21 protein-coding genes are annotated in these 25,743 nt (G+C 61.3%); 9 read left to right on the top strand and 12 right to left on the bottom strand.

Going from position 1 to position 25,743, the window contains the following annotated elements; translation table 11 throughout:
• The first annotated feature begins 111 nt into the window (after positions 1-111).
• Positions 112-717 (top strand): DUF2147 domain-containing protein, encoded by a 606-nt coding sequence (locus tag ACP7AL_RS18600; RefSeq protein WP_425993598.1) that lies wholly within the window; start codon positions 112-114, stop codon positions 715-717.
• A gap of 12 nt (positions 718-729) precedes the next feature.
• Here the strand turns inward: ACP7AL_RS18600 and ACP7AL_RS18595 are convergent, their stop codons facing one another.
• A complete protein-coding gene (locus ACP7AL_RS18595; RefSeq protein WP_425993426.1) occupies positions 730-3,324 on the bottom strand; it encodes an MMPL family transporter in 2,595 nt (864 codons plus the stop codon).
• Positions 3,325-3,537: 213 nt separating this feature from the next.
• Between ACP7AL_RS18595 and dxs the strand changes: the two genes are divergently transcribed.
• The 5 genes from dxs (at position 3,538) to ACP7AL_RS18570 (ending at position 8,602) form a co-directional block, all read left to right on the top strand.
• Positions 3,538-5,454: a 1-deoxy-D-xylulose-5-phosphate synthase gene (gene dxs / locus ACP7AL_RS18590; RefSeq protein WP_425993425.1), complete on the top strand. Its 1,917-nt coding sequence runs from the start codon at positions 3,538-3,540 to the stop codon at positions 5,452-5,454.
• Between the two features lie 22 nt (positions 5,455-5,476).
• A complete protein-coding gene (gene ispH, locus ACP7AL_RS18585; protein ID WP_425993424.1) occupies positions 5,477-6,436 on the top strand; it encodes a 4-hydroxy-3-methylbut-2-enyl diphosphate reductase in 960 nt (319 codons plus the stop codon).
• A gap of 6 nt (positions 6,437-6,442) precedes the next feature.
• Positions 6,443-7,633, top strand: a complete 1,191-nt coding sequence (gene hpnH / locus ACP7AL_RS18580; protein WP_006019763.1) for an adenosyl-hopene transferase HpnH — start codon at positions 6,443-6,445, stop codon at positions 7,631-7,633.
• 116 nt (positions 7,634-7,749) lie between these two features.
• Positions 7,750-8,115: an ArsR/SmtB family transcription factor gene (locus ACP7AL_RS18575; RefSeq protein ID WP_009735793.1), complete on the top strand. Its 366-nt coding sequence runs from the start codon at positions 7,750-7,752 to the stop codon at positions 8,113-8,115.
• Entirely contained in the window at positions 8,093-8,602 is a 510-nt protein-coding gene (locus tag ACP7AL_RS18570; RefSeq protein WP_425993423.1) for an SRPBCC family protein, read from the top strand. The genes ACP7AL_RS18575 and ACP7AL_RS18570 overlap by 23 nt, the downstream gene beginning before the upstream one ends.
• A gap of 91 nt (positions 8,603-8,693) precedes the next feature.
• Here ACP7AL_RS18570 and ACP7AL_RS18565 read toward each other — a convergent pair whose 3' ends face one another.
• The 8 genes from ACP7AL_RS18565 to ACP7AL_RS18530 form a co-directional block, all read right to left on the bottom strand.
• Positions 8,694-9,386, bottom strand: a complete 693-nt coding sequence (locus tag ACP7AL_RS18565) for a phosphorylase (protein ID WP_425993422.1) — start codon at positions 9,384-9,386, stop codon at positions 8,694-8,696.
• Complete coding sequence (shc, locus tag ACP7AL_RS18560) at positions 9,383-11,356, bottom strand: squalene--hopene cyclase (RefSeq protein ID WP_425993421.1); 1,974 nt, start codon at positions 11,354-11,356, stop codon at positions 9,383-9,385. The genes ACP7AL_RS18565 and shc overlap by 4 nt, the downstream gene beginning before the upstream one ends.
• A gap of 18 nt (positions 11,357-11,374) precedes the next feature.
• Positions 11,375-12,634, bottom strand: coding sequence for a hydroxysqualene dehydroxylase HpnE (gene hpnE, locus ACP7AL_RS18555; protein ID WP_425993420.1), 1,260 nt, complete (start codon positions 12,632-12,634; stop codon positions 11,375-11,377).
• The gene (gene hpnD, locus ACP7AL_RS18550; protein WP_425993419.1) at positions 12,634-13,488 is read right to left on the bottom strand and encodes a presqualene diphosphate synthase HpnD; all 855 of its coding nucleotides are present in this window, start codon (positions 13,486-13,488) and stop codon (positions 12,634-12,636) included. Before hpnD ends, hpnE begins: the two co-directional genes overlap by 1 nt.
• A 1-nt stretch (position 13,489) precedes the next feature.
• A complete protein-coding gene (gene hpnC / locus ACP7AL_RS18545; RefSeq protein ID WP_425993418.1) occupies positions 13,490-14,371 on the bottom strand; it encodes a squalene synthase HpnC in 882 nt (293 codons plus the stop codon).
• A complete protein-coding gene (locus ACP7AL_RS18540; RefSeq protein ID WP_425993417.1) occupies positions 14,368-15,540 on the bottom strand; it encodes a glycosyltransferase in 1,173 nt (390 codons plus the stop codon). The genes hpnC and ACP7AL_RS18540 overlap by 4 nt, the downstream gene beginning before the upstream one ends.
• Before the next feature lie 173 nt (positions 15,541-15,713).
• Entirely contained in the window at positions 15,714-16,901 is a 1,188-nt protein-coding gene (locus ACP7AL_RS18535; RefSeq protein ID WP_425993416.1) for an NAD(P)/FAD-dependent oxidoreductase, read from the bottom strand.
• Between the two features lie 45 nt (positions 16,902-16,946).
• Positions 16,947-18,533 carry a B12-binding domain-containing radical SAM protein gene (locus ACP7AL_RS18530; RefSeq protein ID WP_425993415.1) on the bottom strand — a complete coding sequence of 529 codons (1,587 nt, stop codon included), beginning with the start codon at positions 18,531-18,533 and terminating at the stop codon, positions 16,947-16,949.
• A 239-nt stretch (positions 18,534-18,772) separates the two neighbouring features.
• Here ACP7AL_RS18530 and ACP7AL_RS18525 point away from each other — a divergent pair, with 239 nt between their 5' ends.
• The 3 genes from ACP7AL_RS18525 to ACP7AL_RS18515 all read left to right on the top strand — a co-directional run bounded on the left by ACP7AL_RS18525 (position 18,773) and on the right by ACP7AL_RS18515 (position 22,909).
• Positions 18,773-19,771, top strand: a complete 999-nt coding sequence (locus ACP7AL_RS18525) for an NADP-dependent oxidoreductase (protein WP_425993414.1) — start codon at positions 18,773-18,775, stop codon at positions 19,769-19,771.
• 127 nt (positions 19,772-19,898) lie between these two features.
• A complete protein-coding gene (gene oxlT, locus ACP7AL_RS18520; RefSeq protein WP_425993413.1) occupies positions 19,899-21,185 on the top strand; it encodes an oxalate/formate MFS antiporter in 1,287 nt (428 codons plus the stop codon).
• Positions 21,186-21,319: 134 nt separating this feature from the next.
• Positions 21,320-22,909: a gamma-glutamyltransferase family protein gene (locus ACP7AL_RS18515; RefSeq protein WP_425993412.1), complete on the top strand. Its 1,590-nt coding sequence runs from the start codon at positions 21,320-21,322 to the stop codon at positions 22,907-22,909.
• Between the two features lie 196 nt (positions 22,910-23,105).
• Here ACP7AL_RS18515 and eda read toward each other — a convergent pair whose 3' ends face one another.
• Genes eda through denD form a run of 3 tightly spaced genes read right to left on the bottom strand, consistent with a single transcriptional unit; the run spans position 23,106 to position 25,702 of the window.
• Positions 23,106-23,765 carry a bifunctional 4-hydroxy-2-oxoglutarate aldolase/2-dehydro-3-deoxy-phosphogluconate aldolase gene (gene eda / locus ACP7AL_RS18510; RefSeq protein WP_425993411.1) on the bottom strand — a complete coding sequence of 220 codons (660 nt, stop codon included), beginning with the start codon at positions 23,763-23,765 and terminating at the stop codon, positions 23,106-23,108.
• Positions 23,762-24,700, bottom strand: coding sequence for a sugar kinase (locus tag ACP7AL_RS18505; RefSeq protein ID WP_425993410.1), 939 nt, complete (start codon positions 24,698-24,700; stop codon positions 23,762-23,764). Before ACP7AL_RS18505 ends, eda begins: the two co-directional genes overlap by 4 nt.
• 18 nt (positions 24,701-24,718) lie before the next feature.
• On the bottom strand, positions 24,719-25,702 hold the full coding sequence (gene denD, locus ACP7AL_RS18500; protein WP_425993409.1) for a D-erythronate dehydrogenase: 984 nt from the start codon (positions 25,700-25,702) through the stop codon (positions 24,719-24,721).
• Between the last annotated feature and the right edge of the window lie 41 nt (positions 25,703-25,743).

Raw genomic sequence — 25,743 nt, 5'->3', positions numbered from 1 at the left:
TGAAATTAGTGTATGCGTCGTTTTGTCAATCTCTGGAACAATGCACGGCCTTTGTGTTTAAATTGGTTGCAATGCACGCGAGGATTCATGCGGAAACTAGCCTTTAGTGGAATGTTCTTGCTCGCTGCCGCCGGAGCTGCCTCTGCTGCCGAACCGCTGGGCGAGTGGAAGGTCGAGGATGACAAGGCGACGATCCGAATCGTTGAGTGCAACTCCAGGCTTTGGGGGGTCATCGCCTCTGAACAAATTCCGGGCAACCTCGACAGCAAGAACCCTGACAAGACCAAGCGGACGCGTCCCACCCTGGGCATCCCCATCCTTCTGAACATGAAGAAAGCGGATGACGAGAAAGACAAGTGGGAAGGCCAGATCTACGACGCCACCAGCGGCAAGACCTATGACGCCAATATCCAGCTCAAGTCGCCCAATTCGCTGCGCGTCGAAGGCTGCGTCGCCATGATCTTGTGCGGCGGCCAGACCTGGACGCGCGTGGCTGAAGGCTCCGCCGCTCCCGGTGGGGCCAAGGCCGGCGCGGCAGCTCCGGGGGCTCCCAAGACAACAGGAAGCCCACCGGCTCCGAAGACAACGGCCGCACCACCATTCCCGACCCCTGTCGGCGCGCCGAAGACCGCGGCTCCGAAAGGCGCGAAGGCTGGCGATCAGGCCACTTCCGAAATTTGCCTTCTCCCCGAGATTGCATCAGCACCTGCCAAATAATCCGGCAGGATCTTACTTCTGCTCTGTGTCGCGCGGCTTGCCCATGAGCGCCGGCTGAAACAGCACCGCCGCTGCCAGCGTCGTCACCAGCGACAGCGCCAGCAATTTGCCCATGCTTGACGTGCCGGGGTGGCTCGACAGCCAAAGGCTGCCGAACGCTGTCGCGGTCGTCATCGCGCTGAAGAAGATAGCACGCGTCAGGCTCGATTGCAGCAGGTCGGTCTGCCCGGCCCGCCATGCGGTCACGTAGTAGATCTTGAAAGCAACGCCGATGCCGAGCAGCAACGGCAGCGCGATGATGTTGGCGAAGTTCATCGGCAGTCCGATCAGGACGCAGATCTCGAGCGTCACGACACCTGCCAAAACCAATGGGACCAGCGTCAACAGCACATCGCCGACCCGCTTGAGCACGATCCAGAGTAGGATCGCAATCGACAGCAGGGCCCAGAAACCGGCATGGATGAACGCTTTGACGATGGTATCGCCGGATTTCAGAATCGAGATCGGCCCGCCAATCGCGTCAGGCTGAACTTTCAGAACTGCACCCGCGAAGGCGCGCAATGTATCGTTGTCGTTGGGATCGCCCTTCGGCTGAGCTTCGACGCGCGTTCTGCCGTCTGCAGACGTCCAATCATGCAGGATGTCCGGCGGAAGGGTTTTTACACTCACCGGCTGGGCCTTGAGCAGACCTCGAACCTGATCCAGCGCAACGTTCAGAGGCGAAATGAAGGTTGCCGTCGCCTTCTCGCGCGTGGCTTTTTCAGCCTGAGCAAGCTTGTCCAGTGCCGTCGCAAGCCGCCGTGCGGCCACCGCCCCCGGTCCCTTGTCGTCGCCCGCGGTCTTGCGCAGGCTTTCCGCCGAGCCCTTCAGCGCAGCGACATTTTCCTCGTCGGACGGCGCGGAGCCGCGCGATGTCTCATTCAGAATCGGATTGAGCGATGCCGCCGCCTTGCGGATGATCGCAAGCTTGGCCGGCTGGTCATCAGGAATGAAGGTATCCAGCGAGATCGTGCGCGATACTTCAGGAAGCTTGGCGAGCCGTTCCTGAATTTCCTTAGCCGCAGCCGCGGAAGGAGCCATGACTTCGACGGCGTTGGTGCCGGTGTTGGGATCTCGGCGGAGATCCAGATACGTCGCCACCGACTCGACCTTCGCACTGCGCAGGTTCATGGGATTGAAGTCAAACTGCAGGAAATACAGCAACGGCAGACCCAAAACGGCCACCCCGAGCGTCGCGGCAACAACACCGACGCGATGCCGCTCAAGGAAACTGTCGACCGGCGCCAGGAATTTGAAACCGAGCGGTTCGGCTTCGCCCGGAGGATTGAAAATCTTGAGCAGCGCGGGCAGCACTGTGATAGCGGCGATGAATGCGATGATCATGCCCGCGCCGGCGATCTTTCCGAGTTCCGACACGCCTTTGTAATCGGTTGGCAGAAACGACAGGAATCCGGCCGCCGTGGCCACCGCCGCAAGCGTGAGCGGAACGGCGGAATACTCGGCGGCCTTCTCGAGCGCCGGATCAAGCTGATCGATTTCATGGCGCTCGGCGCGATAGCGCACACTGTACTGAATGCCGAAATCCACCCCGAGACCGACAAACAGGACGAAGAACGCAATCGAAATCAGATTGAACGCGCCGACCAGCATCAGTCCGACGGCGGTGGTGACCGACAGACCGATGACAAGCGTGATGAACACCGAACCGATGATCTTGGATGACTTCAGCGCGCACCACAGGATGAAGAGCACGATCAGGACCGTCCCCGTGTGGGTGACAAGCGCCCCCTCCTGCACCGTCGCGAACTCATCGTTTGCGATCGGAACCGGCCCCGTGAGACGGACCTTGGCGCTGTAATCCACCGCGAGTTTGGCGTCTTCGGCCGCCTTGCGAATGGCATCGACCGCGGCGCCGCCCGGCTCCAGCGCCTTGAAGTCGAGCACAGGCCGTATCTGAAGCAGCGCACGGGTGTCAGCAGGCGTCAACGGCTCGTTGCTGGACAGTTCCTTCCAGGAGAAGGTTGCTGGCTTGTTCGCGACGACTTTCTCGACGGTATCGGCCACCAGGTTCAGCGGGCGGGCCATGGAATCGCGCGAATACTGCCCCCGCTGGGAACCCGCCAGACCGAATTCCAGCACGCCTGTCAGGCCCCGCAGGCTGGGATCGTCCACCAGAATGTCGAAAATCGGGGCCGCCGAGGCCAGTTGCCCGGTCTGCTTGGCCACTTCCGGGGTCGGCAAGAACAAAAGACCGTTATTGTCAAAGAAGGGCCCACCGCCGGGTCGCCGGATCGAAATGAACCTTTCGGTCTGTGGCCGCAACTTCTTCTCAAGGGCGTCGCCAGCCTGCCGGGCGAGTTCCGGGGTCGGCGCCTCTACAACGGCCAAAATCGAGTCATTTCGGCCCGGAAAGGCCTTTTCGAAGTCGATTTCGCGCTTTCGCCAGTCCAGATTAGGGGAGATCAGCGTCGCAACATCGGTATTGATGGCAAAGTTCCGGTGGGAATAGACGCCCGCCACGGCAGCCAAAGCCAAGCCAGCCACGAGGACCAGCCATGCATGGCGCGTGCAAAAACGAACAAGCGATACAATAGTCCTTGTCAGCACAGGTTTTCTTTCTATTTCTGGCGGCCAGCTTGGGGTAAAGGCAACTGCCGGGGAGGCAAGCCGTTAACTTACTGATGCCTCAAACGATGCCCTTAAGTCACACAATAGTGGCATTTAACCAGCAGTTCCTCAGAACTACTGCTGCATAGCTGCAATAATGCTACACTGCAAAATGTTCTTGTCTTGTTCCACAGTCGCATTGGAAGCCTTGGTATGACCTCTTCAACCCCATTGCTCGACGCAATCAAGTCGCCCGCTGACCTTCGGAAGATGAAGGAAAGCGACCTGCCTCAAGTTGCGGCAGAACTTCGCGCCGAAACAATCAGCGCGGTTGCGGTAACTGGTGGTCATCTCGGCTCCGGTCTTGGTGTCGTTGAACTGACGGTTGCAATACATCATGTTTTTAATACGCCATCCGATCGCGTCATCTGGGATGTCGGGCATCAGGCCTATCCTCATAAGATTCTGACGGAACGGCGCGACCGGATTCGCACCCTGCGTCAGGGCGGAGGTCTTTCGGGTTTCACCAAGCGCGCAGAGAGCGAATACGATTGTTTCGGCGCTGCGCACTCGTCGACGTCCATTTCAGCAGGCCTCGGCATGGCCGTCGCGCGGGATCTCGCCGGCGAGGAGCGAAATATCGTCGCAGTAATCGGCGATGGCGCGATGTCTGCCGGCATGGCCTATGAGGCAATGAACAACGCCGGCGCGATGGATTCGCGCCTGATCGTCATCCTCAATGACAACGAGATGTCGATTGCGCCCCCAGTCGGCGCCATGTCGGCTTATCTGTCACGCCTGACGTCCAGCAACACCTACCGGTCGCTGCGCGAGATCGGCAAGCAGGTCGCCAAGCGCCTTCCGAAGTTCATCGAGAAGGGCGCGCAGCGCGCCGAAGAATATGCCCGCGGCTTCCTGTCTGGCGGAACCTTGTTCGAGGAGCTCGGCTTCTTCTATGTCGGCCCGATCGACGGTCACAACCTGGACCATCTGCTTCCTGTCCTCAAGAACGTGCGGGATTCGAAAGTCGGCCCGACCCTGATCCACGTCGTCACCGAAAAGGGCAAGGGCTACACCCCGGCCGAGACATCCGCCGACAAGTATCACGGCGTGGTCAAATTCGATGTTGCGACGGGCAAGCAGGCGAAGGCTCAGGCCAACGCCCCCGCCTATACCAAGGTGTTCGGCCAGAGCCTGGTCCAGGAAGCCGAGAAAGACGACAAGATCGTCGCGATCACCGCCGCCATGCCATCCGGCACCGGCGTCGATATTTTCGGCAAGGCCTTCCCCAAGCGGACCTTCGACGTGGGTATCGCCGAGCAGCATGGCGTGACTTTCGCCGCCGGCCTTGCTTCCGAAGGACTGAAGCCATTCGTTGCCATCTATTCCACGTTCCTGCAGCGCGCCTACGACCAGGTCGTGCATGACGTCGCCATTCAGGGTCTGCCGGTCCGGTTCATCATCGACCGCGCCGGTCTCGTCGGTGCGGACGGACCGACCCACGCGGGCTCGTTCGATCTCGCCTATCTCGGCTGTTTGCCGGGGATGGTTCTGATGGCCGCGGCCGATGAGGCCGAACTGGTTCACATGGTCGCGACTGCCGCCGCGATCAATGATCGTCCGTCCGCCATCCGCTTCCCGCGCGGCGACGGTGTCGGCGTCGACCTGCCGTCGGTCGGCGTTCCGCTGGAGATCGGCAAAGGCCGCATCGTCCGCGAAGGTAGCTCTGTCGCGCTGGTGTCTCTCGGCACCCGCCTTCAGGAATGCCTGAAAGCTGCAGACATTCTAAAAACCCATGGCTTAACGACGACCGTCGCTGATGCCAGATTTGCCAAGCCGATCGACACGGATCTGATCCTGCGTCTGGCGCGCGATCATGACGTGCTCGTCACCATCGAGGAAGGCTCGATCGGCGGCTTCGGGGCGCAGGTCTTGCATACCCTTGCAGAGAACGGCGCGCTCGATAAAGGACTGAAGGTTCGCTCCATGGTTCTTCCGGATACATTCATCGATCAGGACAGCCCGGCTGCGATGTACGCCAAGGCTGGCCTCGACGCCAAGGGCATCGTGACGCGCGTCTTCGAGGCGCTGGGCCGCGAAGGCGAGATCAGCGCGGTGCAGCTTGCTTGATCACGTGCCCATGAAATCCGAAATGAAAATCCTGCTGGCTCAGCCGCGCGGATTTTGCGCCGGAGTCGTGCGCGCGATCGAGATCGTCGAACGTGCTCTCGAGAAGTATGGGCCGCCGGTCTACGTCCGCCACGAAATCGTGCACAACAAGTACGTTGTCGAAAGCCTGAAAGCCAAGGGCGCGGTTTTCGTCGAGGATCTGCACGAAGTGCCGGCGAATGCCATCACCGTGTTCAGCGCCCATGGCGTCGCCAAGAGCGTCGAGGAAGAAGCTGCCGCGCGCGGTCTCCCCGTTCTCAACGCCACCTGCCCGCTCGTGACCAAGGTCCATAACCAGGGCAAGCGCTACGTTTCCAAGGGACGCAAGCTCGTCCTGATCGGCCATGAAGGTCACCCTGAAGTCGTCGGCACGATGGGTCAGGTCCCCGGCCCCGTGATCCTCGTGCAGAGCGTCGAGGATGTCGCGGCGCTCAATCTGCCGAGCGACGAGCCGATGGCCTACATCACGCAGACCACGCTGAGCGTCGACGACACCCGCGATATCATCGCGGCTCTTGAAGACCGCTTCAGCGACCTCGAAGGCCCCGATACCCGCGACATCTGCTACGCGACACAAAACCGCCAGTCTTCGGTGCGAGATCTCAGCAAGCTCGTCGATGTCATCCTGGTTGTCGGCGCGACGAACAGCTCCAACTCCAACCGCCTCCGCGAGATCGGGACCGAAGTCGGCGTCCCGAGCTACCTCATCGCCGACGGCAGCCAGCTCAATCCTGAATGGTTGAAAGACGCGAAGACCGTCGGCATCACCGCGGGCGCCTCGGCGCCTGAGGTGCTGGTGGACGATGTGATTGACGCCCTGCGGAGAATCGGACCGGTGACAGTGTCCGTGCTGCCGGGCCGGGAGGAAAATATCGAGTTCAGACTGCCCGCGGAGCTGACCCAACGTCAACCGCGCCTCTCTCCTGCGATGCAAGAAAGATAAACGTTCATGGCGATACCGTTTTTCAAAGAGATCAAGATCGGCTCGTACCTCGTCAAGCAGAAGTTGCTTGGCCGTAAGCGTTATCCTCTGGTGCTGATGCTGGAGCCGCTTTTCCGTTGCAACCTCGCCTGCGTCGGTTGCGGCAAGATCGATTACCCCGATGCGATCCTGAACCGCCGCATGTCGGCGCAGGAGTGCTGGGACGCCGCCGACGAGTGCGGCGCGCCGATGGTCGCAATCCCGGGCGGCGAGCCGCTGATCCACAAGGAGATCGGCGAGATCGTGCGCGGCCTGGTCGAGCGCAAGAAGTTCGTCTCGCTCTGCACCAACGCGCTGCTGCTCGAGAAGAAGCTCGATCTGTTCGAGCCGTCGCCCTACCTGTTCTTCTCGGTCCATCTCGACGGTCTGAAGGACCATCACGACAAGGCGGTGTCGCAGAAGGGCGTGTTCGACCGCGCCGTGTCCGCGATCAAGGCTGCCAAGGCACGCGGCTTCACCGTCAACGTCAACGCGACCATCTTCGACGGCCATCCGGCCGAGGAGATCGCCAAGTTCCTCGACTTCACGACCGAGCTTGGGGTCGGCGTCTCGATGTCGCCAGGCTACGCCTATGAGCGCGCGCCGGATCAGGAGCACTTCCTGAACCGCACCAAGACCAAGAAGCTGTTCCGCGACGTGTTCGCGCTCGGCAAGGGCAAGAAGTGGAATTTTATGCACTCCGGCCTGTTCCTCGACTTCCTCGCCGGCAACCAGAACTTCGAGTGCGAGCCGTGGGGCATGCCTGCCCGCAACATCTTCGGCTGGCAGAAGCCCTGCTACCTGCTCGGTGAAGGCTATACCAAGACCTTCAAGGAGCTGATGGAAACCACCGATTGGGACACCTACGGCACCGGCAAGTACGAGAAGTGCGCCGACTGCATGGCCCATTGCGGCTACGAGCCGACCGCTGCAAACGCTGCTGTCAGCAACCCGTTCAAGGCATTGAAGGTCTCGCTGTTCGGCATCAAAACCAGCGGGCCTATGGCGCCTGAGATCGATCTGTCGAAGCAGCGTCCGGCACAATACGTGTTCTCGTCGGAAGTGCAGAAGCGCCTGTCGGAAATCCGTGCCGACGAAGCGAAAGCAGCGGAAGCCAAGGCAGCGAAGCTCGCTGCGCAGACTGCGGCTCCGGCAACCAACGCATCGACCGCGGCCTGATTTTCGGACCGCACTCATTCAAAAGGCGCGAGCATCGCTCGCGCCTTTTTCTTTTTTGTTGATCGCAATCGGCTTGCACTTGCGTCTGCCAATCCCTGCGCTATATACTGAACCACATGGTTCAGTATAGTCAGGCCCGTTTTGACGCCACATTTGCCGCGCTCTCGGATGCCACTCGACGCGGCGTTCTGGAGCAACTCGGGCGTGCAGACGCTTCCATCACGGACCTTGCCGATAAGTTCCACATGACCCTCACGGGCATGAAGAAGCATGTTGTCATCCTTGAGCAGGCCGGCCTCGTCACCACGGTGAAAATCGGGCGTGTGCGGACCTGCAAGCTCGGCCAGCGCCGGCTGGAGCAAGAGGCGGCATGGATCGAGACATACCGCCAGCTCTGGAGCGCACGTTTCGACGAACTGGACAAGGTTGTCGAAGAACTGAAACAGAAGGAAAAGGCCGATGGACGGAAAAAAGCAAAATGAGCCCGGAAACCCCACAACGGTCGAACGGAAGTCCGACCGTGAGCTGGTTGTTACGCGGATTTTCAATGGGCCGAGACATCTCGTGTTCGAGGCGTGGACCAAGCCCGAGCTGTTTAAGCGCTGGTGGGCACCGCGGTCGTTCGGCCTGACTATGCTTTCCTGCGAGATGGATGTTCGCGTCGGAGGGACTTACCGTCTGGAGTTCGGCCACTCTTCGTCAGAACAGCCTGTGGCATTCTTCGGCAAATATATCGAAGTCACGCCGCCTGTCCGCTTCGCTTGGACAAATGAAGAAACCGGCGAAGGCGTGACCATCACGACAGTTACCTTCGACGACAGAGGTAACGAGACGCTGGTCGTGATGCACGATCTCTACCCATCGAAGGAAGCCCTCGACGAGGCGATCTCGTCCGGAAGCACCAGCGGATTTGGCGAGCAGTTCCAGCAGTTGGACGAGTTTCTTGCCGAAGGCAATACTGCGGCTTGATTGCAACTGCATCAATAAGAAAGCGCGAGCATGACTCGCGCTTTTTGATGCTGCCATCAGTTGAAAGAACGGCTGCTGAAACGCAGCCGCGTTAGCCCAACGCGCCCTTGCAGCCGCGCAATGAGCGCAGCGCGCGGCTGAAGTCGCGTCCCGTCGAAATCAGATGCGGAATCGACTTCGGGTTACGCGCGATCCCGCGCATCACCTTCCACATATCGACGTTGCCGTTCGGTTTGATGGCGCTCATCGTCAATTCCGGCAGCGCACGATGCGCCGGATCGCTGATCACGCGCACCGCCGCAAACGGCAGGCCGTTGTATTCGGCGTATCTCGCAGCGATATGGCTCTCCATATCGACCGCATCGGCGCCGGTGGTGGCGCGCAGCGCAGCCTTGGCCACCTGACCGGTGACAACCTCTTCGACACCCGCAAGGACGCCCGAAACGATCGAGCGGCGGCGCCTCGTCGGCAATGCGACGAGATTTTCCGTCAGCGACGCCTCGGTCGACCAGCGCCGTTTCGCGGTGACGATATGAGAGGCGACAACAACGTCACCTGACTTGAGCGAAGGGTTGAGGCCGCCGGCGACGCCGAAGCTCACGATGCCGCGAATGCTCGCCGGATCGAACGACGTCATCATTTCGCGCAACTGAACTGGATTGCTTGAACTGCAGATGACGGTGAGACCGGGGCCGGCAGCGATGCGGGCCTCCTGTTTCAAGCCAGTAACAATCAGGACTGGCAGCCCCTCGTGTGCGGCGTCCCCGCCCGCGCCTATAATCACATTCCGATCCCCACGAAGCGGCTGTTAGTATTACGCAAATTCCGGTACCGCGCCAGCGCCCACAAGGGGAAGAACTTAGAATATCCGTGGTATCGCAAATAGAACACACGTGGGAACCCGCCCCCGGTGTACTGCGGCTCGCTCCAAAGCCCGTCTTTGCCCTGGAACTGAATCAAATAGGCGATTCCGCGCTGAGTCGCGGGATGATCGACCTTCCCTGCCGCCATCAGCGCCAGCGTCGCCCAGGCCGTCTGCGAGGCGGTCGAATCAGCCCTCTCATAGCCCCGGTAGTCGAGCCGGTAGCTGTTGCCGTCCTCGCCCCAGCCGCCGTCGCTGTTCTGGATCGCGATCAGCCAGTCCGCGGCTTTCGCCATCACGGGGTCCGCGTGATCGACGCCGGCGGCGTTCAGCGCGCAGAGCACCGACCATGTGCCATAGATGTAGTTCACGCCCCAGCGCCCGAACCATGACCCATCTGGCAACTGCCTCCGGCGCAAGTACTCGACGCCCCGCGCCAGAGCCTCACTGGTCTTCACGGTCTCGCCGAGTTGCGCCAGCATCGAAACGCAGCGCGCGGTGACATCCTCGGTCGGCGGGTCGAGCAGCGCGCCGTGGTCCGAGAACGGAATGTTGTTCAGATAGTATTCGAGGTTATCCGCGTCGAACGCTGCCCAGCCGCCGTCCTTGCTTTGCAGACCGTCGATCCACTCGCGGCCGCGAGCGATCGACTCGTCGTACTTGGTGCCGGCGTTGAGCGTTCCGCGCGCACGGTCCATCGCCATGACGACAACGGCGGTGTCGTCGAGATCGGGATAGTGCGCATTGTTGTACTGGAACGCCCAGCCGCCAGGACGCACGCCCGGCCGCTTCTCGATCCAGTCGCCCTCGACATCGAGCACCTGTTTCGGCTTGAGCCAGTCCAGCGCGGCCTTTGCCGACGCAACTTCCTTCTCGCCGCCGACCTCGATCATGGCGTGTGCGGTCAGCGCGGTATCCCAGATTGGCGAGACGCACGGCTGGCAGTAAGCTTCGTCATCCTTGATGACGAGCAGGTTCTCGATCGACTGCCGCGCCAGAACGTAATGCGGATGATCCTTCGGATAACCGAGCAGATCATACATCATCACGGTGTTGGCCATTGCCGGGAAGATCGCGCCAAGACCATCGACGCCGTTGAGGCGCTCGGTGACAAACGCCACGGCCTTGTCGATGGCGCGCTGGCGTGGGGCTTTCGGAAACAGCGGATCGACAACGCGCAGGACCTTGTCGAGAAGATTGAAGCCCGTGAACCAGAGCTGGCTCTGATGCGGGGCTTTCGCCGTCATGCCGATGGATTTCGGGTCTTCCAGAAAGAGCTCATCGATGCCGACGCCGAGTGGATTGCGCGCACGCGGCTTCTTGTTCATCAGCACCAGCAGCGGCACGATCACCGTGCGAGCCCAATACGAAATCTTGGTCAGATGAATCGGAAACCAGCGCGGCAGCAGCATGATCTCGACAGGCATCATCGGCGCGGCACGCCATGTCACGACGCCGAACAGCGCCAGCATGATGCGCGTGAACACGTTGCTCTTGATCGCGCCACCGCGGCGAAGCATTTCTTCGCGCGCCTTCTTCATATGCGGCGCGTCAGGCGAGTCACCGATCATCTTGAGCGCGAAGTAGGCCTTCACGCTGGCGCTCATATCGAACTCATGGCCGTAGAACAGCGACCAGCCGCCGTTCTCGTTCTGGATGCGGCGCAGATAATTCGCGATCTTGCCTTCCAGTACGGTGTCGATCGGCTCGGCCAGATAATGGCGCAGCAGGACATACTCGGCCGGAATCGTGGCGTCGGCTTCAAGCTCGAACACCCAATGGCCGTCGGGCTTGCGATAGTCCAGCACGGCGCTGCTCGCGGCCGCGATGCTGGCATCAACAGCCGCCGCTGACGGTGCGGCGGCTCCGGCCTTGTGATCTTCGAGAGTCATGCCCTGCATGTCTGTCCGCTATCGCATTTGCAGCGCCAGATCGGCGGCGCGATCGCCGGAGCGGATCGAGCCTTCGATGGTCGCTGGCAGTCCCGTATCAGTCCAGTCCCCCGCGAGGAATAGGTTTTTCCACTCGGTGACCGGCCCTGGACGCATGGCATTCTGTTCCGGAGTTGCCTCAAATGTGGCACGGCGCTCTCGCACGATCTGCCACGGCGGCAGCGGCCCCTCCGCCACCTCATCACTGATGCCCGCAGCCTTGCAGATGTCGCGCCAGATGTCGCGGGCAAGCTGCTCGCGCGGCACATTCACCAGCCGGTCGGCATCGCTGATTGTGATAGACAGCCGCTGCGGAAATGCGAACAGCCATTCAATGAGGCCGCCGATCACGCCCATCATTGGCGGCATGTTGTCCGGCGGATCGTAGCGGAAATGTGCGTTGACGATGGCGCGGAACTTGGTGGGGGTCTTGAGACCCGGCAGGATCGACGATGCAGAGCGCGGCGGAACCGCCAGCACGACAACATCGCCTGGCGCGACGACAATCGTGTCGTCACCGAATTCCAGCATCGAAATGGACTCGCCAGCCATCAGCACCTGACGCAGTTCGTGGCCAAGATTGACAGTACCGCCCTTCTCCCGGATCAGCTTCAACGCCGGATCGACCAGCACCGTGCTCAATCCTTCGCGCGCAATCAGCGGACGGCAGGACTTGCCGCCTGCAAGCAACGTCTCGCGCACGATGGCACCAGCGAGGCCTGCAGAGCCATCCGGCGGATCGACGTTCAGCGCCGCGAGCATCAAGGGCTGTACAAGCCTCTCATAAAGCTTGCCCTCGCATTTGATCGTGTTGCCAATCAGTGCATCGTCGCCGGCCCAGGCGAGCGGAGCCAACGCGAGATAATCGCCCACGCCCGTGTCCGGCACGCGGCGTGACTTATCGAATATCCATGTCGGCAAACGGCCATTGCCGAGATCGAGCATCCAGCGCTTGCCCGCTTTCAGATCGACGAAATCGAACTGCGCGCGCTCCGGGCCGACCAGACCGTGCTCGCTCCCGATCGACAACGCATAGGAGCGTGCATGAAGATTGCCCGACAGCAGCAAATGGTTGCCGTTGTCGATGACCATGTCCGTCGCGCCATCATAATAAGAACGGCAGCGGCCACCGGCCTGCTGGGTCGCTTCGTGGACATGAACCTCGAATCCTTCATTCGCGAGCCGAACACCCGCGGACAGGCCGGAGACCCCGGCGCCGATGATATGAGCTTTTGCCATCAGATGAATGCGTACCGAATGAGAATGAAAATCTTGGCGGCCTTGCTGAGTTTGACCGGCTTGCGCGGCAGAGCGAAGCCGCGCTCCACGAGCTTCTCGAGGATCGCGTGGTAGTATTCCGACATGATCTTCGGCGCACGGACCACGCGCCGCGAATTGCGCGCCATGATGTCATTCGACTTGGCGAAATGATCTCGGGCCTGCTTCAGAATGCCTTCGCAGACACGCGGCAGCCGCGGGTCGGAGGCAACCACCAACGGATCGTTGGACATGATGCCGGCGGCGTTGAGGCTTTCGCGCGGCAGATAAAGCCGGCCGATACCGGCATCCTCATCGATGTCGCGCAAGATGTTGGTGAGCTGAAGCGCGCGGCCAAGATGATGCGCCAGCAGGATGCCGTCCTCCTCGCCGAGGCCGAACACCCGCACCGACAGCCGCCCCACCGCGCTCGCCACGCGATCGCAGTAAAGATCGAGCGTCCGCGCATCAGGCGCGCGAATGTCGGCGGGGACGTCCATTTCCATGCCATCGATGATGGCGATGAAGTCTTCGCGCCGCAGGCCGAACCGTTTCACCGACGGCACATAGTCGCGCAGATGTTGAGACGGTTTCCCGGCGTAAAGCGCATCGATGTCGCGCCGCCATTGATCCAGCGCCTTGAGGCGTTCAGGGCGCGGACCATCGGAGTCGGCGATGTCATCGACCTGACGGCAGAAACTGTAAATATAAAACATCGCCTCGCGCTGCTCGCGCGGCAGGATGCGCATCGCCGCGTAGAACGAACTGCCCGAGGCAACGCCCTGAACATTCGCTTCCGGCGCGGCGGCGTGCGGCGCTGTGCTCGTTGAGATCATGTCAGATCACGCGCCCGGTGCTGGCCGGACGTGGCATTTGCCCCGTCACGCGCCGGAACAAGCCACCCGCCATCGCGGATAGCGCAACGCCCGCCATCTGCCCCTTCGACAGATGGACATTCTCGCTGAGCGGATCGCGCACTTTCAGCAAGTTCACGATCTTGTCGGCGAAAGCATCGATCACGCAAACCTCCAGCGCGAACCGGGTGTCCTTGATCTCGCCTGGAAGCGAACGGCCCTCGTGCAAGAGCGTCTCGGTGCGCCGCGCCAGCGCCTGCAGGCATTTCAGCAACGCGGGCGCGGAACGCGCCTCTCCGAGCATCTCGACAGTAGCACCCGATGCCGCCAGTGCGTCGCGCGGGATGTAGACCCGACTGAGATTGCGATAGTCCTTGCCGCAATCCTGCAGATGGTTGTTGATCTGCAACGCGGCGCAGATGGCGTCGGACGCCGCCCACGTCGAGCGGTCCTCGCCATGAACGTCGAGCATGAAGCGGCCGACCGGCATCGCCGAGAGCGAGCAGTAGTGGATCAGTTCGTCCCAGTTTTCGTAGCGCAGCTTGGTGACATCGAGACGAAACGCGTTCAGCAAATCCTGCGCATGCTTCGGAGACATTCCGCGTTCGGCAAACGCCTTGCGCAGCGCCACCGCTTCCGGCTGCGTGTCGCCCTTCCCCAGCAGTTCGGCTTCCAGCAGATCGAGCTTGTCGAGCTTTTCCTGCGCGGGCAGCGTCGCATGATCGGCGACGTCGTCGCCGGTGCGCACAAAATTATAGAACGCAAGGATCAGCGCCCGATGGCGCGGATGGATGATCCATGACGCGACCGGGAAGTTTTCGTCCTTGTGGCTTTTGCCTGAACGCAATTCGCCTGCTGTTGTCATTGCGAGCTGGATACCTGTGCCTGGGCGCGGCCTTTCCACATTCCGCCACGTCCCTGAAAATGCTGGATCGCGGAGTTGACCGTGAACACCATGTAAGCGACTGCGATTGCGGGAAGCGCCGGTCCCCAAAGAACCGGCTGCCCATAGTATCGCAGCGTGGGCTGGAACGCGAGGGCCATCAGCAGCCACGCGGCGGCCGCAAATACTGCCGCAAGGCCGTGACCGAACAGCACAATAAGGACCGGTGCGAGGAACACGATTGTCATCGCAAAGATGGTTCCGATCAGAAGCGCCAGCGAATAGTGCAACTGCGCGTAGGCTGAACGTGAGATCATCTGCCCCACGTCACCAACGGTATCCGATGCACGAACGCTGACGACGTTCTGCGAGAAACCAAGCCATACCGGTCCCTGCGTCTTCAGCCGTACACCGAGTGCGCAGTCATCGATCAGCGACCCCCGAATGGCGTCGATACCGCCGGCATCCTTCAGCGCGTCCCATCGCGCCAGAATGCATCCGCCCGCGGCCGCACCAGTCGCGCGCGTGCGGCTGCGCACCCAACCGAACGGATAAAGCATCCCGAAGAAGAAGATGAAGGCCGGGATCAGATATTTCTCGGCCAAGCTCTCGCAGCGAAGTTTCGCCATGATCGACGTCATCGCGAGCTTTTCGTTTTGTGCGCGAGCCACCAGCCGCATCAGCACATCGCCGGCGTAAACGATGTCGGCATCCGTCAGAAGAACATATTCAGGCTGCGTTGCGCTGCTTTCGACCAGCGTGAGCCCCTGCTTCACCGCCCAGAGCTTGCCCGTCCAGCCCGACGGCAACGGGCGGCCCTGTAAAACCGTCAGACGATCCGATGCGCCGATCTTTGCCGCGGCTTCGCTTGCGATCTGCGAGGTGCCGTCCTGGCTTTGATCATCGACCAGGATCATCGACAGCGCGCCGGGATAAGGCTGGCTGAGGATCGAGGTCACGCAGGCACCGACGCCCGCAGCCTCATCGCGTGCAGGCACGACGACGGCGACCGGCGGCCAGTTCATGAAGCCGGGCGCAGGCGCAAGGTCATCGAACTTCTGCGTTCGCCAGAAGTCGCCCCGGGCCACAATCAGATAGACCCAGATCGCCAAGGCTACGGCAGCGGTGACCAATGGTATTTCAGCGGACAATTCAGGCTCGCGAGCAGGTTCGGGACGGCGGCGGTGGGCCTCCGCCGCAGTCGATTAGCAGGTTCGCGCCCCTGAAGACAATCCTCCATTCTGACGAAATATTCTTGCAACTTCAGGCGTTTATAGGGAGCGCTTGGGCTGAAAAGCCATCTCGATAGCTTCCAGGGAACCGGTCAGACGATTTGGCCGGCGGCAAACCCCGACGACCAGGCCCACTGGAAGTTGAAACCGCCAAGGTGGCCGGTGACGTCGATCACCTCGCCAATGAAAAACAACCCGGGGACCGACCTGGATTCAAAGGTCTTCGACGACAATTCCGCCGTATCCACCCCGCCCAGCGTGACTTCCGCTGTACGGTAGCCTTCGGTCCCGCGCGGCGTCACCTGCCACTTGTTCACGAGCACAGCTACCGCCTGCAATTGGTGATCGGACATGTCCGCCATTCGCGACATTCCACCACCCGCCTCCGCGATCCTCTGCGCAAGCCGCGACGGCAATAGCCGCGCAAGCCCGGTCGCCAGCTCCTGGCGAGGATGATCCCGCCGCAACTCTTTCAGCGCGGCGAAAACATCAACACCCGGCGCCATATCGATCTGAATATGGTCGCCGTCGCGCCAATAGGATGAAATTTGCAGGATCGCCGGGCCGCTCAATCCGCGATGGGTGAACAGCATCGCCTCGTCGAATTGCACCCCATCGCAACTCACAATCGCATCGACAGCGACGCCCGCAAGGTCTTTGGACCGCGCCAGCAAAGCCTCATCGAATGTCAGCGGCACCAGCCCCGCGCGCGGGGGGACGATCTTAAGACCGAACTGCTCGGCGATTTTGTAGCCGAAACCGCTCGATCCCATTTTCGGAATCGAAGGACCGCCGGTCGCGATCACCAGCGATTGCCCGCGGATCTCGCCGCGATCGGTGACGACCGTGAAGCCACTCTCACCCTTCGCAACCGATGAGATTTTCGTGCCCGGATACAGCGTCACACCCGCAGCTCGGCATTCATCGAGCAGCATGTCGATGATCTGCTGCGAGGAGTCGTCGCAGAACAGTTGCCCCCGCGTCTTCTCGTGATAGGCGATGCGGTGCTTCTCGACGAGCGCAATGAAATCGTGCTGCGTATAGCCGCTCAGCGCCGACTTGCAGAAGTGCGGATTGCGCGACAGGAAATTCGCAGGCGTCGCGTGCAGATTGGTGAAATTGCAGCGCCCGCCGCCAGAAATGCGGATCTTCTCGGCAGGCCGCTTCGCCTGTTCGATCACCACCACGCGCCGGCCGCGGCTTCCCGCAACGCTGGCGCACATCAAGCCCGCCGCGCCTCCGCCGAGGACAACGACGTCGTAAACCAGCGGCTGTTTCATGAATCCCCGGACGACAAGGCGGCTGGCGATGCCGTCATGCGCGCATCACTCAGCGGCGACAGGCATGTCCCGCAATCTTGTCGAATAGTATGAAGCATTCTGCTGCCCGCCCGATGCGTCCCGCGCAAACAATATCAGATGGTGCGCGACCAGACCAACAGTGATGACACGTTCGATATCCCCGCGCTTGAGAAGCGGCAGTGAGAACTTCCAGAATTCACGCCGATAGTCGCTTTTAACGCCGACCTGCCAGACGATGTTGGCCAACATGGTCAGCCCGCGCTTGATATTGCGCAACGACAGCCTCTGCTTGCTGTTCGGCAGCTTGATCCGGTTCGGATAGGTATGGATCAACTGATGCTTGAAACGCGCAAACAGTTTTTCGGGCGTATAGGCGCGGCCCATGCACTCGCGCCATGTGGACACGACGTGATCGTAAGGAAGCAAAAAGTCGACGTTTGAATCGCGGTCGCTGTCTTCGATCAGGCGGCCCTCGCGCTTGAGGCGATCGTACAGAGGCGTGCGCGGCAACGCCTGCAGCAGATTGATGGTCAGCAGTGGAATTTGGGACTGGTCGATGAATTCGAGAATGCCCTCGCCGGCATCGAGCTTGTCGGTGTCGAGACCCAGAATGATGCCGGACACCACCTCCAGCCCGTAGCTGTTGAGCGTCTGTACGCCCTCCAGAATAGGCACCACCATGTTGTGCTGCTTGGACATCGCTTTGAGCGCAGCGGGGTCCGGCGTTTCGATGCCGCAGAAAACGGTGGCGAAGTAGGCATCGCGCATCAGCGAGAGAATTTCGGGGCGCTTGGCGATGTTCAGCGTGGCTTCACATGCGAATTGAAGAGCAAAGCCGTTGCGCTTCTGCCATTCAACGAGATGCGGAAGGAGATCCAGCGCCGCCTTGCGGTTGCCGATAAAATTATCATCCACGAAATACACCGAGCCGGTGAGGCCGCATTCGAGAAGTTTGTCGAGTTCGGCGGTGACTTGCTCGGGCGTCTTCAGGCGCGGATTGCGCCCGTAGAGTCCAGGAATGTCGCAGAACTCGCACTGATAAGGACACCCGCTCGAGAACTGGATACTGCCGAGAAAGTATCGCTCTAGCGGAATCAACTCATAGGCCGGGATCGGAAATTCCGACATCTCACGGCGGTCCTGAGTCGTCAGGACGACCTGTTTTTCCGGACGCGACGTATCGCGCGCCAGCCGCCGGAACAGTTCTTCGGTTGCGTCGCCAAGCTCCCCGATATGAAGGTAGTCGAAGTCGGGGTAGTTCTCCGGACACGCGCTGACGGACGGGCCGCCCAGCGCTACGGCCAGATTATGCGCATGGGCGCGGTGGCAGATATCGTTGATCTGCGGCCGCTGGATATGCATGCCGCTGACGAACACAGCGTCCGCCCAGATGAAGTCCTCGTCGGTTGCCGCCCTGATGTTCTCGTCGATAAAGCGGACCTCCCACCCGGCCGGAAGCGAGGCCGCTATCAGCAGAAGCCCCTGCGGGGGCATGAAAGCCTGAACGCCATCGGTCAGAGGGTATGCGTATTCGAAAGTGCCAAATGAGGGGGAATATCGGGGAAAAACACAAAGGATGCGGCGTAGGGAAGGACTTACCACGTCTCTCATCAGGCCCCCTGCTCTCGAAATATGCAATTGCGCTAAGAACGGGCCACAATTCCGGTGAGATTAGGGCGCTTCCGAGGACGCAGACCCGCTCTCAACGCAGCCATACTCAGACAAGCAAGCTGCGGTCCACTCCGAGAAGAACGCCCCCGACATGGCTCGGTTCCACCCCGTTCCAATCCCGGATCAAAGGCTGCTATCGTCGCGGGATAAAAAGACACAAGCCCTGCGGAGGAATGCCTATGACACAGACCAATCGTCAGATTCTGCTGGTCGAGAAGCCGACCGGAAAGCTGCTGCCCCAGAATTTCAAGATGGCGGAAGCAGCCATTCCCGAACCGAAGGACGGCGAAGTTTTGCTGCGGGTGCTTTACATCTCGCTCGATGCGGCCAACCGCGCCTGGATGCAGGGTGCGACCTACCGTGCAGCTGTCGAGGCCAATACCGTGATGGCGGGCGGCGCCATTGCCGAAGTGGTGAAATCCAATGCGCCGGGCTTCACTCCCGGCGATCTGGTGTTCGCCGATACCGGCTGGCAGGACTACGCCGTGGTCCGCGCAAAACATCTGGTCAAGGTGCCGCGCATCGATCCGATCACCAACCTGCTCAGCGTGTACGGCGTGGCAGGTCTCACCGCCTATTTCGGCCTGCTCAACGTCGGCAAGCCGAAGGCAGGCGAAACAGTCGTGGTGTCCGCCGCCGCAGGATCGGTCGGCTCCTTTGTCGGGCAGATCGCCAAGATCAAGGGCTGCCGCGTGGTCGGCATCGCGGGCGGCAAGGAGAAGTGCAACTGGCTGGTTTCGGAGCTCGGTTTCGATGCGGCAGTGGATTACAAGTCCGAGCCCGTGTTCAAAGCGCTGAAGGCGTCCGCGCCGAACGGCATCGACGTTTACTTCGACAATGTCGGCGGCGATATTTTCGAAGCCTGCCTGCCGCAGATGAACCAGCACGGCCGTATCTCCTGCTGTGGAGCCGTGTCGGCCTATGACGGCACGCCGCCGGCCCACGGCCCCCGGGGCGTCCCGGGACTGATCGTCGTCAAGCGCCTGATCGTGCAGGGCTTCATCTTCACCGACTTCAATGATCAGCGTGACGCCGCGATGGCCGACCTGCAGTCGTGGGTGAAGGCCGGCAAGATCAAGGTGCAGGAAGACATCATCAACGGCCTGGAAAACACGCCGAAGGCGCTGATCGGACTTCTCGTCGGCGAGAATCGCGGCAAGCGAATGGTCAAGGTGTAACGAACACTCCGACCACGGATTCATTCCGTTCAAAAATGCATGTGCCACCACCTCACAAACGCATAACGCCGATGAGGTGAGTGGCACGTACATTGCTGTGTTTTCTCGAACCATGGAGAAAACCGGCATGAGTCTCACCACCGATCTCAAGACAAGCAACGCACGCTGGATTCAACTGTTGCTGGGCGTCATCGCGATGATGGCGATCTCCAGCCCGCAATACGTCTGGACGCTGTTCGTCAAATCCTTCCAGACCACAACGGGCGCAACGCTTCCCGCGATCCAGATCACCTTCTCCTTGCTGATCGTCCTGCAAACATGGCTGTCGCCGGCACAGGGCTGGCTGATCGACCGTTTCGGACCAAAGCTCCTGATCGCCGCAGGCACCGTTCTGAGCGGACTGGGATGGGTACTCTCGGCCTATGCAACATCGCTGACCGCGCTTTATGCAACCTATGGCTTGTTTTGCGGCATCGGCACCGGCATCGTTTATGTCGGCATTGTCGGCCTGATGGTGCGCTGGTTCCCGGACCGGCGCGGTTTCGCCACGGGGATGGTTGCCGCCGGATATGGCTTCGGCGCGATCCTGACCACGTTCCCGATCGACGCCATGCTGAAGAGTTCGACCTATCAGTCGACGCTGATCACCTTCGGCATCATTCTCGGCGCCGTTGGCCTTCTGGCCGCGCTCGGTTTGCGCAATCCCAAAGCCGGAGAGACCGCGGCAGCGGCGACCTCGATCAAGGTCGCAACCTCGGCCGTGGATTACGAACCGAAGCAGATGCTGAAGACACCGATCTTCTGGCTGATGTTCGTCATGATGACGATGATGTCCACCGGCGGGCTGATGGTGATTTCGCAGTTCGCAAATTTCACCAAGGATTTTGGCGTCGCCAATGTGATGGTCTGGGGTCTGGCGGCACTGCCGCTCGCGCTCACCATCGATCGCATCACCAATGGACTGACCCGGCCATTCTTCGGCTGGGTATCGGATCGCATTGGACGTGAGAATACGATGGGCCTCGCGTTTATCTTCGAAGGCATCGCCATCGCATTGATGGTCGCCTTCCGCGACAACGCGCTTGCGTTCGTGCTGCTGTCGGGCGTCGTGTTCTTCGGCTGGGGCGAGATATTTTCGCTGTTCCCCTCCACCCTGACCGACACCTTCGGCACCAAGAACGCGACCACGAATTATGGATTTCTCTACATGGCCCAGGGCATCGGTTCTGTGCTCGGCGGCCCGGTTGCAGCAATGATCCGTGAATCCACCGGGAGCTGGATGCCGGTTTTCGGCCTGATCATCGTCATGGATGTGCTGACCGGCCTGCTCGCCCTGTTCGTCTTGAAACCATGGCGGATGGCATGGTTCGGGCACGCCGCACCCGGCACACCTCTGGCTGCCCCCGCCGAATAGGCTTCTTAGCAAATCCACGCCAAAATACCCGGCAAAAGCCGGTTATTTTGCGGTTTGCCAAAAGTGAAGTATTCACTTACATATGGCATAGCGTCCATTGTCGGCGCGTCAACGCTAGACCATGGATACGATCAATGCTGAATACGCCTCGCTCCCGCCGCGGCATGGTAACCTCGCCGCACCATCTCGCCAGCGAAGCCGGGCTGCGCGTGCTGCGCGAAGGCGGCAACGCCATCGAGGCAACGCTGGCCATGGCAGCGAGCCTGCCGGTGGTCTATCCGCACATGAATTCGATCGGCGGTGATGGCTTCTGGCTGATTTCCGCCGGCGGCAAGCCACCGATTGCGGTGGACGGCTGCGGCGCGGCGGCACAGGCTGCGACCGTTGAATTCTACAAGGGCAAGGGTCTGTCCGCAATTCCATCACGCGGTCCCCTCGCCGCCAATACAGTCGCTGGCACCCTGTCCGGCTGGGCCGAGGTGATCGCGATCAACAAGGAGATGGGCGGAAAACTTCCGCTGTCCCGGCTTGTGGAAGATGCGGCGTGGTCCGCGGAGAACGGCTTTGCCGTCACCGCGACGCAGCAGGAATTGACCGAGACGAAATTCGCCGAACTGAAAGACTCGCCGGGCTTTGTCGATACATTCCTGCTTGGCGGCAAGCTGCCGAAGGAAGGCCAGTTGATGAAGCTGCCCGCGCTCGGCGCAACGCTGAAGCGGCTCGGCCAGCACGGCCCAATGGATTTCTACACCGGCGCACTGGCGAAGGAGATCGCCGCGGATCTGGCGCGCTGCGGCTCCCCGGTCACGCTGGCCGATCTTGCTGCGCAGAAAGCGCAGCGCCGTCAGGCGCTGTCAGTCGCGGTCAAGGGCGCGACGCTGTACAACTTCCCGCCGCCGACGCAGGGCCTCGCCTCGCTGATGATCCTCGCGATCTTCGAGCGGCTCGGCGTGAAGGAAGCCGAAACGTTCGAGTATCTCCATTGCATTGTCGAAGCGACCAAGCAGGCGTTTCTCGTGCGGGACCGCATCGTGGGCGACCCCGCATTGATGAAGGAAAAGGCCGAACACTACCTGACCTCCGCCACGCTCGACGGGCTCGCGGCCAATGTCAACCGCAAGCGCGCGCTGCCTTGGCCGGTGCCGGTCAATCCGGGCGACACCGTGTGGCTGGGCGCCGTGGACAAGGACGGCATCGCCGTCAGCTTCATCCAGAGCATCTACTTCGAGTTTGGCTCCGGCTGCGTGCTGGAGAATTCCGGCATCGTCTGGCAGAACCGCGGCTCGAGCTTCCTGCTCGATGGCGATGGACCGCGCGCGCTGCGCCCCGGCCGCAAGCCGTTCCACACCCTCAACCCGGCGATGGCGTTGTTCGGCGATGGCCGCCGCATGGTTTATGGCAACATGGGCGGCGAAGGGCAGCCGCAGAGCCAGTCCGCCGTGTTCAGCCGCTACGCCATGTACGGTCAGGGCTTGCAGGCGGCGATCACCGCGCCGCGCTGGCTGCTCGGTAAGACATGGGGCGACGCCACGGTGACGCTCAAGCTGGAAGACCGTTTCGATCCGGCGGTGGTTCAGGCCATGCGAGATGCCGGTCACGACATCGAGATCCTGCCGGCTTTCACCTCGACCATGGGCCACGCCGGCGCTGTCGTACGTCATGCCGACGGAATGTTCGAGGGAGCGACCGATCCACGCAGCGACGGCGCAGCGATGGGATTTTGAGAGTCGGATGAGTCGCTTAAGTGTGGCACCTCATCCTCACGCAAAACATTATGCCGAGATTCAGTACCGGCGTGAGATTTGAATCGTAACCCGCTCATCGGACTCAGTTTTCGCAACTCCCTCGCCCCGCTCTTGCGGGGAGAGGGTTGGGGTGAGGGGCAATCTTTCACAAGCATAATCTAGAGGTGAAGACAGGCTACCTTCGCCGCAGCGATTTCATCGCGTCGATGCAGCGCCCGGTGATGACCTCCCAGTTCCCCGATTTGACGTCCGATGCCGGGCATAGCCACGACCCGCCGACCGCGATGACATTCGGCTCAGCCAGCCATGTTGCGGCGTTGGCGGCGCTGACGCCACCGGTCGGGCAAAAGCGCGTATGGGGGAACGGTCCGGCCAGAGCGCGCAGCATCGGAATACCGCCGGATTGCTCGGCGGGAAAGAATTTCAGCAGATCAAATCCCCGCGCCCGCGCCTGCATCAGCTCAGATGCTGTAGCGATACCCGGCAGTAGCGGAAGGTCGCTCGCCGCTGCGGCATCGAGCAACTCCGGCGTCGCGCCGGGACTGACCGCGAACCGCGCCCCGAGGGCCTGCGCTCGGCGCAGGTCGTCCGCGTTGAGGACGGTGCCGATTCCGACTACGGCCTCCGGGACCTCGGCAATAATCGCTCTGGCGGCATCGGCTGCTGCCTCTGTGCGGAAAGTGATTTCGAGCGTTTTCACGCCACCCGCCACCAGCGCTCGGGCCAGAGGCACGCCATCCTCGACGCGGCCGATGGTCAATACCGGAATTATCCGCGCAGGAATCAGGATCTTCTCCAGGGCTGCCTGCCTCTCAGAGCCCGACATGCCCGTCATGATGATCGCTCCATCCCGGCCGCGCTGGCCGTCCAGTTAGACGGCATCGCGGCGCGCGGAATGATTGCGCCCCGGTGACCGATCACCACACCGGCCAGACGATGCCCGGCCAGCGCCGCCTCAACAGGCGCCATTCCGTCCAGCCGCGCGGCAAGATAGGCGGCTGCGAAACTGTCACCCGCCGCTGTCGTATCCACCACTTTGCTAACCGGGTCCGCCTTAACGGCGTGCTCCACGCCATCATGCCTGACAACGCTGCCCGGCGTTGCAAGTTTCAGCACGACCTCGCGGGCGGCCATGCGGTCAATCAGTTCACCGTGCATGCGCGCTCCGAATAATGGAGTGAGGTCATCGACGGACGCCAGAACGATATCCGCGACGGCAAGGATATCGCGATAGACCTGACGCGCGGTATCCAGCACCGGCCAGCCTTGCACGCGGAAATTGGTGTCGAACGCCACGCGCGTCGAGCCCTCGCGAGCCTTCCGGAGCGCATCGATCAGCCGCTGACGGCCATCGGGGCTATAGAGCGACAGCGTAATGCCCGAGAGATAGATCAGATCATAGCTTGCCAGCGCCGCCAGGATTGCATCGGTCTGCGGCAAATCGAGCAGCATCCGCGCCGCCGCGCTCTCGCGCCAGTAGTAGAATGACCGTTCACCCGCCTCGCTGGTCCGTATCACATAGAGGCCGGGCAGCTTGCCGTCGATCCGCGCAACGCGCGCGGTACCAACGTCCTCGCCCTTCCAGGCTTCAACCATTTCGTCGCTGAATGGATCGGTCCCGAGCGCAGTGACGTAGTCCACGCTCACACCAAGACGCGCAAGATAGACCGCCGTGTTCAGGGTATCGCCGCCATAGCTACGCGTCAGTTGACCACCGGCGCCCTGCGAAAGTTCGATCATGCATTCGCCAATGCAGGCGACAGTCGTCATCACTGCACCGGCGTTGTGTCAGGACACGAATGAACCGTCGAGTTCGTCTTCAATATGAATTCGAATGATGTCATCGAAGGTCTTTTCGGCCGTGGTGAAACCGAGTTTGAGCGCGCGATCGGTGACGAAATCGCGCGGCCAGCCGGCCACGATGCCGACAATGGTCGGGTCTGGCTCGCGCTTGATCCGTGCCGTCACGTTCGGCCCTGCCACGCGTGTCAGCGCGGCGATCTGCTCACCGACCGTCACCGAGAGTCCCGGCATGCTGAGCGCCCGGCGCGGACCGATGGTGCCGGTGTCCATGGTCGCGGCCTGCAGCAGGAAGCCGACTGCGGAGCGCGGCGATGCGTGCCAGTGGCGCACATCTTCGGACACCGGCAGAACCGCTTCCTTGCCGGCCAGCGGCTCGCGGATGATGTTGGAGAAAAAGCCGGACGCCGCCTTGTTCGGCAGCCCGGGCCGCACACAAATGGTCGGCAGACGGATGCTGACGCCATCGAGCAGGCCCTTACGGGAGTAATCGGAAACCAGAAGCTCGCCGATCGCTTTCTGCGTGCCATAGCTCGTCAGCGGGGTGGTGAAGAACTCGTCACCGATTTTATCCGGGAACGGCGCGCCGAACACTGCAATAGATGATGTAAACACCACGCGAGGCTTGTAGTCACCGCCGATGGCGCGGATGGCGTCGATCAGATAACGCGTGCCGTCGAGATTGATGCGGTAGCCCTTGTCGAAGTCCGCTTCAGCCTCACCCGAGACAATGGCCGCGAGATGGAAAATCACATCCGGTTTTGCCGCCACCAGTTTGGTCACCGCAGCCTGCTCCGCGACGTCGCAGGTCACCGTCTCGACGGGAATGGAGGTATTCGGCTGTGCCGGAGCGACGACATCCTGCAACGTCATGCGGGTGATGTCGGACTTTCCGAGCCTGCCGTCGCGGAGCAACCGATCGACAAGTTTGCGCCCCACCATGCCGGCCGCGCCGAGAACCAGAATATGCAAAGCCTTCGCCCTTCTTTGGAGTTTCTTCTTGATGTCGATGT

This window comes from Afipia sp. DC4300-2b1, assembly GCF_049895725.1.
GTDB lineage: Bacteria > Pseudomonadota > Alphaproteobacteria > Rhizobiales > Xanthobacteraceae > Afipia > Afipia broomeae.
The sequence above is the reverse complement of the archived record's forward strand: the minus strand, read 5'-3'. Positions and strand labels throughout refer to the sequence as shown.